Annotated in this window: 3 protein-coding genes; all 3 read left to right on the forward strand. The window is 66.9% G+C overall.

The features are described from left to right. On the forward strand, nucleotides 1-1488 hold a 1488-nt coding region (locus G361_RS50635), incomplete at its 5' end, for a hypothetical protein (RefSeq protein ID WP_196814779.1). 1 nt (nucleotide 1489) lies between these two features. Continuing rightward, a complete protein-coding gene (locus G361_RS0141600) occupies nucleotides 1490-2311 on the forward strand; it encodes an ESX secretion-associated protein EspG (protein ID WP_019933084.1) in 822 nt (273 codons plus the stop codon). Between the two features lie 50 nt (nucleotides 2312-2361). Next, nucleotides 2362-2919: hypothetical protein (locus G361_RS0141605; protein WP_026344165.1), on the forward strand; the 558-nt coding region annotated here is incomplete at its 3' end.

Below are 2919 nucleotides of genomic sequence, written 5' to 3' on the forward strand. Positions count from 1 at the left end.
ACCGTCGCCGGCGAAGCAGAACCCGGCAGCATGTTCAACCTCGCCCAGTTCTACTTCATGTCCATATCCATCCAAACCAACAACCCCGTCCTCGCCAGCGATGCCACCCAATGGAGCCAACTGGCCGCCAAATGGAACACCGCCACCGACGACTTCTACAACGCCACCTCCAACGCCCTCACCGACACCGCCACCTGGTCCGGCACCGGCGCCGACTCCGCCCTCACCGCCGTCGCCAACTACTACCAATCCGCCCAAGACCTCGGCGCCGGCATGAAATCCATCTACACCGCCCAGTCCTACCTCACCGACCTCTTCGCCAACCTCTACAAAACCCTCCCCCAACACTGGGTCGCCGTCCGCATGGGCCACTGGGGCGGCTGCTCCACCAACAAGAACAACCTCTCCACCACCCAAACCCACTGGAACGAAATCTACGTCCCCGCCCTCCCCAAAATCGCCGCCTACATCCCCACCCTCGCCGACCCCAACAAAGACACCGCCAGCGGCCCCGACAACAACTACGGCACCGGCGACCCCGGCAACGGCAACAACAACAACGGCTACAACGGCAACGGCTACAACGGCAACGGCAACAACAACAACGGCGGCGGCAACGGCAACAGCGGCACCGGCGGCGGGAACTCCGGCAGCGGGGACAGCGGCACCGGCGGCGGCGACACCGGCAGCGGCGGAGGCAACACCGGCGGCGGGTCCGGTCAGGGTTCGGGTGGTGAGTCGATCCCGGCCTCCACCGGGCTCGGCAGCAGCGGGACCGGCGGCTCCGGGGACAGCGGCAGCGGCCAGACCGGATCCGGTTCGGGCAGCGGCGGTCTCGGTTCCAGCGGCGATTCCGGCAGCAGCGGTGGCAGCCCGGGCACGAGTGGCGGGACCAGCGGCGGCACCAGCGGCGGGACCAGCGGCGGCACCGCCGGCTCCGGTGCCAGCGGAACCGCTTCCGGCGCAAGCGGTATCGGCGCGAGCGGGTTCGGCGCCTCCGGAGCCAGCGGCGCGGCGCTGGATCTGCTCAGCCTGTTCGGGGACATCCTGCAGATGCTGTCCTCGTCGATGCCGGGCCTGGAACAGCTGGCCGCGCAACTGCTGCAACAGCTTCCGCCCGGCCTGCAGGCCCTCGGCCAGGCCTTCCAGAACGGCATGCTCACCTTCCAGCAGGCCATGGGCGCGGCCTCGGCCGAGGTCGGTAGCGATATCCAGCAACTGGGCACCGATATCGATCACGGCTCCCGGCGGGTCGCCGCGGAGCTGGGCCTGGTGCCACCGGACGACGACGGCGCCCCCACCACCGAGAGCCGGGCCGAGCCCGTCGGCCCGAACGGCCCGGAATCGCCGCGGCACTACTCTCCCCGGGCCTCGGTCGCCGCCGAGCCGGTCGAGCCGGTGATCGCCGACCACATCGTGACCGGCACCGCCGGAACTCCCGTGACCCCGGTCCAGCCGGCCAAACTGACCAAGCTGGAAGAAGGCTGAGATGAGCGAACAGACCTGGCACCTGTCCGACCTCGAGTTCCTGGTGTTGCGCGAGCGGGTACTCCGCCGGGTGCTGCCGTATCCGTTCACGTACGTCAATCCCCGGCTGACCACCTTCCTGGAATTCGAGCGACTGAAGTCGTCGGTGTGGCGCTCGCTGCAGACCCGATGGGATCCCGAGCTGATCGACGTGATCACCCGGGCGGCGAATCCCGATGTGCGCATTCAGGTCCGCAGCTGGGACAGCCGGAACATGGACGACACCAGCCAGCGCTTCTTCTTCGTCTGCAACCGCAACGGCGATCGAGCGATCATGATGCAGGGCTTCAGCGACCAGCGGGTGGACACCTTCGACCGCTACCGGATCGTGTCGGCGCCCGCCGAGTCGATGTCGGCACTGGTCGTCGAGGCGCTACCGGAGATGCCGGCCGGCTCACGGGACCGGGTGGAGTTGCTGAACTATCACCAGGAGGAGACGGTCGACCACTGGAGTACGCGTGGCTTCTACGACACCGGTGACGACAACGACGTCGACCGGCGCAGCAAGAGCTGGCAGCGAGCGGACCGGTCCCTCGTCGGCATCATCGAAATCCACCAGGGCCGTTCGAAATTCGGCCCGCGGGGTCTGATCATGAACCAGATGTTCTGGGAGGATCACCCCGGCGACGGCCGATACTTCATCGACCTCACTCCGCCGATGGCCGCGGTCGGGGTCGACTCCGCCGCGCTGCGGATCCGTCTCGACCGGGCGATCTCGGAAACGCTGCTCGTCGTGCAGGACGAATCCCGGCAGCTGGTGCGCGAAAGCGTCTTCGACGCCTGACAATTCGAGTGGACGAATAATTCGCCGGCCGCTGAGATACGAGGTGTGTGGTGAGTGGTAGCGGGATCAAGGACACGACTGCGTGGCCGACGTTGCTCGACAACGCCGTCGGCGGAACACTACTGTTCGACGCCAGCTCCGCACAGGCCTGCATCACCGCCTGCCACACCCTACTCGCCACCATCGAATCCCTGCTCACCACCGTCAACGGCACCCACACCCCCTCCAAACCCCTCATCACCTACGCCTCCGACGCCTACAACACCCACTCCAGCGCACCGGTAGTACACACCGACAACGACACCATCGGCTCCGCCACCAGCTTCCGCCACCTCCTCCAGAACAAATGGGCCGAACTCGCCCAACGCCTGCGCCAGCACAAACAAATCGTCACCGACATGGGCAAAACCTTCGCCGCCGCAGCCAACGCCTACGAACTCGCCGAAACCACCAACCACGACAACTTCGAACTCATCGTCCCCACCACCGGCGACCCCTACACCTTCAACACCAACAACCCCATCACCCCCAACGCCGACAACTGGCCCAACGAAGCCGCCTCCGGCCCCACCGGCCTGCACAACTTCGTCGCCGACCCCCACGCCGCC

Source organism: Nocardia sp. BMG111209 (assembly GCF_000381925.1).
GTDB lineage: Bacteria > Actinomycetota > Actinomycetes > Mycobacteriales > Mycobacteriaceae > Nocardia.